Consider the following 6,649-nt stretch of genomic DNA (forward strand, 5'->3'; position numbering starts at 1 on the left):
CCGCCAATTACATAATACCTTGGTAACGAAGAATCCGACTCAAAATAGCCATCCGAACGAAGACCCCGTTTTGCATTTGACGGAAGATTCGAGAATTTGGTGCTTCTACCAAGTCACTGTCGATTTCAACCCCCCGGTTAACCGGTGCTGGGTGCATGATAATAGCGCCCTTCTTCATCTTGTTGTAACGTTCCTTTGTCAATCCATATTGTTTGTGGTACTTAGCCGCATCGAAGGCCCCGTTTTCCGCACCGGAGAGCCGTTCATTTTGGACCCGTAGAAGGTTAACTACGTCCATCTGAGGGAGCAGTTCATCAAAGTCGCCAAAGGTTCCGTATTCGTCCAGGTCAGCATCATACCATTCCTTAGGACCAGCAAAGTAAACCTTAGCACCAAGCCGGTTCAGCATCATGGCATTGGAATGGGCAACCCGGGAGTGAGAAATATCACCGATAATCAGAACTTTCAAGCCGGAGAAGTTACCGAATTCCTCGTGAATGGTCATCATGTCCAACATGCACTGTGATGGGTGCTGGCCACTGCCGTCCCCACCATTGGCAATTCCAATTTTCAAACCCTTGTGGGCAATTAATGACTTGTAGTATTCGTTCTCGGGGTGCCGGATTACTGCGATATTCACGCCAATAGATTCCATTGTCTTGACCGTGTCATAAAGGCTCTCACCCTTCTTAACTGAACTGGTGGCTGCTTCAAACTGCATTACGTGCATACCCAGCTTCATTTCAGCCATCTGGAAGCTAGTCTTAGTTCGAGTAGAGTTTTCAAAGAAGAGATTAGCAGCATAGGCTGGGCGGTTCAGGTGGGCTTGCTTGCCATGCTTATAGTCTTCAGCCTCTTGAATTAGGTCAAGAGCATCAGCGGCGTCCATGTCAGCAACAGTAACAACGTTTGGTTGAATGCGTTCAGTACGAATCATCAAATAGATCTCCTTTTTCTTATTCTAGTTACAACAAAAGCAGCGAGAACTGCACCTAATCTGGTCGAGTTCACGCTGCTGATAGTGTTTTTGCTTATATTTTAGGATAGGCCGAAAACACTGCACCGGTTTCGCTCTCACAGGACACGATTAAATGGTTCAGTTCTTCGAAAATACCTATTTGATTAAAGTGGGCGTCTGCCATGCCTAATACTAAAATGGCCGGGAGAAATTCTGTAAAATAAAGGCCTTCTCAGCATTAGGCTAAGAAGGTCGAGATATTCTAACGCTCAATTAAATCCTTCCTAGCCTCACTGGACTAAGTTAAAGGTATTTTGCTTGCCAATAATACTAGTCGCTTCACAAGCAGATGTCAACACTATTTTCAAACAAATTATGCTTGAACAGTTTGGTTGAGTTGAGCAGCATACTTAATGCCATGTTTATCCAAGTAGTCGATAATCCCTTGAATAGTCAGAAATGGGACATTCAGCCGGGTAGCCAAGGCAGCAAGATCATTACGTCGCGCCATTTTACCATTATCTTTAAGCACTTCAATAATAACAGCAACTGGTTGGGCATCAGCCAGGTAAGCCAAATCAACGGCTGCTTCAGTATGACCAATTCGATCACGTAAGCCATGGGGCTGAGCATATAACGGTTGAATGTGACCGGGATGGTTAAAGTCACTAGCCTTAGCAGTAGGCTTAGCAATCTGATGGATAGTTGCGGCCCGGTCATAGGCAGAAACGCCAGTTGTCACTCCGGTAGCTTCACGAGTGCCATCGGTTGTTATCATAAATGGCGTCTGGTTCGGATCGGTGCTGTGTTTAACCATCGGCCTAAAGTTAAGCCGGTTGGCTATCTTTTCACTAATTGGTACGCACATTAAACCATTGGCTTCCTTAAGCATCGTATGGACCGTAGTTGGTTGAATATTTTGTCCTAAGGCTACCAAGTCTCCCTCGTTTTCTCGATCTTCGTTATCAGCCAGAATAACAAAGCCGCCCTTCTTTAACTGGGTAAGCGCCTCTTCTACCGTTGCAAATTGAATTGCCATTGTCTTTCTCTCCTTTTAACATCGCAAACAACAACCAATCTTACGTTCGAACGTGGCTTTATCATACTGAACATTATGGACGATGTCAACCGCTTATTTGGGTTTAAATACGAACAAAAAAATGATAATATAATTTTAAATATCTTTTAAACACGAACAAAACGCTTAAAATCCAACCTTTTTTAAAATAAAAAGTCACTTCAAATTTTTGAAGTGACTAGTACTTTTATAATACCAAACTCAATATCCATACGGCCACCAAACCAGTAATGACGGAAATCGACATTGATCGGGTAAAGTAGGCAATAACCATCACGATTAAAGCAGCAATAATTTGATCAACGTGGCTTAAAGGAACGAAACGATAACCAGCCGTGGTAACGAAAATGTTTTTGACCACTAAGGCAGTAAAAAGGCTAACCGGAACATATTTCATCCATTCATTAAACCATTGAGGAATCTTCCGACTAGAGAAAAAGAGAATAGGAAAATAACGAGGAATAAAAGCCGCACAACCTGCAAAAATAATCACAATAATGTGGTAGAGTATTTTGTTATTCCCCGTATCGGAAATCAATAAAGGTAAATTACTAATTAACTGTTCCATAACCTAGTCTCCACTAATTATCCTGCTTCGGTGTACTTGACTGCTTGTCAGCCAATTGATCTTCCATTTGCTCTTCTTTTTCTTTATCCAGTTCTCGTTTTTCTTCTTGATCTTCAATCGTAGTCCGGGTTGCGATTGGCCGGAAAATTTTAGTCAAGAACCAATTCTCGTCCGGATGCTTACTATGTTTACGCACCGCGTTTTCAATCATAAAGCCAATGAAAGAAGCAATTAAAGTTGCGATGACAATTCCAATCGTACTTCTGGTAACCACTAAGAAGAAGACCGCCAGAACTGCTGACAGTAAACAAATCAGCAAAGTTAAATGAGAACGAACTTGCATCACAATCATGTATAAGAAGAGCGCCGTTAAGGCAAAATCAACCACTTCAAGATTAATTGAAATCGTGCTTCCAATTAAACCACCAACCATGTTGGCCACCGACCATGAAAGCAGTGAATAATGCTCCACTAATAAAGCATCCTTAGGCTTCCATTTCTTATCGGTTGCAAATTTCAAGTAGTTAACAGCATAATTTTCATCATTCATCGAAACAGCAAAGAGCCAGATAAAATGCTGTGATTCATTCTTGATATACTTTGAAAGACTTGATCCCAGAAGCGTATATCGCAATTCCAGAAAAAAGAGAGTCATAAAAATCGACATTAATGGTGCGTGAATTACCAATAACGAAGCCAGGATAAACTGGGCCCCGCCAGAGAAAACCACAATTGATACCACCAAGGTCATGATAAAATCAAAGCCCGCTGCATGTAATAAGATCCCGCAAGCTAATCCAATTGGGATATAACTAAGACAAAGTGGCATTGCAATGCCTAAAACTTCAAGCCAGCGTGCCTTTTCAGGATTTATTTGCGCTTTAGCCACAGAATTTCCTCCAATTACCTATCATCATATCCAAATACCAAAATTTAAGACGATACAATGCTCTTTCAGTTTAACACACTCTAAATCTGTTGGATAGTTAAAAAAAACTGGTAAAAAGCAAAATACTTACCAGTCTCTTGATTAATTTTAAGTTTAAACAGAATCAGTTGCTTAATCATGACGATTATGCAGCGTTCTCACTTATCGCTTGCTTGTTTCAGCGGTAAAGTTACCTGAAAGGCCGTTTCATGCTCATCAGATGTAACACTAACCTTCCCATGATGAAGATTAACAATACTCTTAACAATTGCTAATCCAAGTCCAGTTCCTCCAGTAGCCCTGGAACGAGAAGCCTCGGCGCGATAAAAGCGTTCGAACAAGTGATTTAATGACTTTTTAGGAATTGGTATCCCATCATTTGCAACCGTGACAATTACATTAGTGCCTTCCTGATGGGCAGTAATTCGAACATAACTGGCGCCATTTCCATATTTAAAAGCGTTTGCCACCAGGTTATTAAAAACCCGTCCTAGTTTCTCAGGATCAGCTTCAATCATCAAAGGATTGGGTATCACTTTCGAAGAAATCTCAATTCCTCGTTTTTCAGCCTCTAGGGCAAAACTAGCGGTTAATTGTTCAAGTAATTGGTTAAGATCGACCCGCATGATATTAACGGGAGCACCATGTTGCTGAACCTTAGTATATTCAAAAAGATCTTCAACCAGGTTTTTCATTTGTTTAGCTTTCCGATAAGCAATATGAGTATATTTAAGAATATCCTCCTCATTACGGTACTGCTTATCTTCTATCAGCCCCAGATAGCCAATAATGCTAGTCAATGGAGTCCGCAGGTCATGACTGACATTGGTAATCAGCTCGTCTTTAGACTTCTCAATTTTACGTTCATCGTTCATTGACCGGACGGCACTATCCACTAGGGCATTGACACTAGAAATCACGTGCTGTTCACTTCCTTTAAGTCGAAAAGGAATTCGGTGATCAAGGTGACCCTGGGCAATGTAGTGAAGTTCACCAATAATGTGATTCATCTGGTAAAGATGATAACGTCGTCGCAATCGCCACCAAACTACCCAAACATTAATCAGAACCAAGAAGAAAATCACAATTCGCTGATAACTCCAGATCTGGGCTTGCATTGGACCGATCTTCAAAGATTGCTTAATCATGAAGATTCCACTGTTGACACCAGGATTAGTCTGAATGATATCTTGAATAATCCCTAAGATTGCCACGTCCAGCAGGATTAAAAGAATAACGGTTATGACTCCTTCAAGAATCAACGAGCTCTTTTCACGACCAGTTAACTTCACACTCAGTCCTCCTTACACTAGTGATTTTCGATTTTATAACCAACACCCCACACGGTTTGAATGACTTTCTCACCATTAGTAGCTTCTTCGATCTTATCTCGTAAGTGGCTGACGTGAACCATGACCGTTTTAGCAGACACAACACTTTCTTGTTGCCATACTCGCTCAAAAATATCATCAGCTGAAAAGACTCGATTAGGATGGCTAGCTAATAAGTAAAGAATTCCAAATTCCAATGCTGTTAATTGAATCTTATCGCCCTTAATTGTTTTAACTTCATGGGAATCCTTATTGATAATCAGTGGACCAACATTTAAAATGTCTGGCTCATTATTTGTCACTTCACCCTGACTCCGTCGCAACAATGACTTAACCCGGGCCATTACCTCCAATGGATTAAAGGGTTTAGTGACATAATCATCAGCCCCCGTAATCAGGCCTTGAATCTTATCCATGTCGGTTGTTTTAGCGGAAAGCACCAGAATAGGGATATCTGAGTCCTTGCGTACTTGTTTGATAACCTCCATTCCATCCATTTCAGGCATCATCAAATCCAGAATGATCAAACTAATGTCAGGATTAGTGTTAAGTTTAGTCAGTGCTTCCTTCCCATTGTAAGCAGCAATCGGCTCATAACCTTCATTCCGAATATAAATTTCCAACAACTGAACAATTTCTTTATCATCATCAACAACTAAAATTTTCATACCCGACACTCCTTTGTATCGATCTATTACTGGACAATTATAACGAAATTTAACAATTACAACGTGGTATAAAGGTGGGCCTTAAGAAATAATTAACTTACTGATTTATTGTCACCGTTACCGTCTTAGCTTGTTGACCCTTAGTAACGATTAAGTAATAATTACCCGCTTTAGTAAAGGTATAGCTAACCGTAGTCGAGGACTGCTGAGGAGTAAAAGTTCGAAGGACATTTCCACTATCAGCGGCCACAACTTGAAACTGAGTTTGGGCCGGAATATTAAAGTTAACTAACGCTTTCCCATTAGCTAGTCTGACCGTTTTATGAATTGGAGCCGGCTGATCAGCGGCTACTTGTTCTCCCTTTTGAGTTTTTACCGACGAGCTATTAGCACGTGTCGAGGATCGCTTAGCATTCGAAGAAGATGTTACCGTTGACCGTGCAGCTGGTTTGGCCTCTGCTTGGAAGCCGGAATTTAACAGCCCAACACCAGCCAATACTGCTAAAATGATCAATCCCCAGTTAACAAAAACGTTCATCAATGCTAACGGCCGCTGACCACCTCGCAAAATATGTCGCACCTGACGGAACCACTGAATTAAGAACAACAGAATAGCAGCTACCAATACACCAAGCATTATTGTTTGACGATCATCCATTCAAATTTCATCTCTTCTTTTAACTTATTTGAATTATCACTTTTAGGCCTGCAATTAACTTGCTACTTTTAATTGTACCAGTTTCTTAACCCTATCGAACAAAAAAAGCTGACTAAGGATATCCCGTAGTCAGCTAATTAGTAAAAATTAATTAATCAAATTATTTGTAATTAGGTGCAGCTTTAGTGATCTGAACGTCATGAGGATGTGATTCACGCAGCCCAGCATTGGTAATTTGGACAAATTGAGCATTGTCGATCAAGGTTTGAATGTCCGGAGCACCACAGTAGCCCATTCCTGAACGAAGGCCACCATCAATCTGGAAGAGAACGTCAGCCACGTCACCCTTGTATTCTACCCGAGCTTCGATTCCTTCTGGAACTAGCTTATTAGCTTCGTTAACCCCACCTTGGAAGTAACGATCAGAAGAGCCGTGAGCCTGGGCCATCGCACCAACAGA

General features: G+C 41.2%; 8 protein-coding genes. All 8 read right to left on the minus strand.

All coding sequences use genetic code 11. The features are described 5' to 3' along the window. Positions 1–7: 7 nt before the first annotated feature. Positions 8–937, minus strand: coding sequence for an aspartate carbamoyltransferase catalytic subunit (locus ACEYV4_RS03955; RefSeq protein ID WP_373842135.1), 930 nt, complete (start codon positions 935–937; stop codon positions 8–10). 394 nt (positions 938–1,331) lie between these two features. Next, the gene (gene ribB, locus ACEYV4_RS03960) at positions 1,332–1,997 is read right to left on the minus strand and encodes a 3,4-dihydroxy-2-butanone-4-phosphate synthase (protein ID WP_373842136.1); all 666 of its coding nucleotides are present in this window, start codon (positions 1,995–1,997) and stop codon (positions 1,332–1,334) included. Between the two features lie 226 nt (positions 1,998–2,223). Beyond that, positions 2,224–2,604 carry an AzlD domain-containing protein gene (locus ACEYV4_RS03965; protein ID WP_373842137.1) on the minus strand — a complete coding sequence of 127 codons (381 nt, stop codon included), beginning with the start codon at positions 2,602–2,604 and terminating at the stop codon, positions 2,224–2,226. A gap of 13 nt (positions 2,605–2,617) precedes the next feature. Continuing rightward, positions 2,618–3,493 (minus strand): AzlC family ABC transporter permease, encoded by an 876-nt coding sequence (locus ACEYV4_RS03970; RefSeq protein WP_373842138.1) that lies wholly within the window; start codon positions 3,491–3,493, stop codon positions 2,618–2,620. Positions 3,494–3,690: 197 nt separating this feature from the next. Next, on the minus strand, positions 3,691–4,824 hold the full coding sequence (locus ACEYV4_RS03975; RefSeq protein ID WP_373842139.1) for a sensor histidine kinase: 1,134 nt from the start codon (positions 4,822–4,824) through the stop codon (positions 3,691–3,693). 17 nt (positions 4,825–4,841) lie between these two features. Next, positions 4,842–5,531 (minus strand): response regulator transcription factor, encoded by a 690-nt coding sequence (locus tag ACEYV4_RS03980; RefSeq protein WP_373842140.1) that lies wholly within the window; start codon positions 5,529–5,531, stop codon positions 4,842–4,844. A gap of 97 nt (positions 5,532–5,628) precedes the next feature. Then, the gene (locus tag ACEYV4_RS03985; RefSeq protein ID WP_373842141.1) at positions 5,629–6,189 is read right to left on the minus strand and encodes a hypothetical protein; all 561 of its coding nucleotides are present in this window, start codon (positions 6,187–6,189) and stop codon (positions 5,629–5,631) included. Between the two features lie 160 nt (positions 6,190–6,349). After that, positions 6,350–6,649, minus strand: a 300-nt coding sequence (locus ACEYV4_RS03990) for an IMP dehydrogenase (protein ID WP_373842142.1), incomplete at its 5' end; no start/stop codon positions are given.

Source organism: Limosilactobacillus sp. (assembly GCF_041859915.1).
In the GTDB taxonomy this organism is placed as follows: domain Bacteria; phylum Bacillota; class Bacilli; order Lactobacillales; family Lactobacillaceae; genus Limosilactobacillus.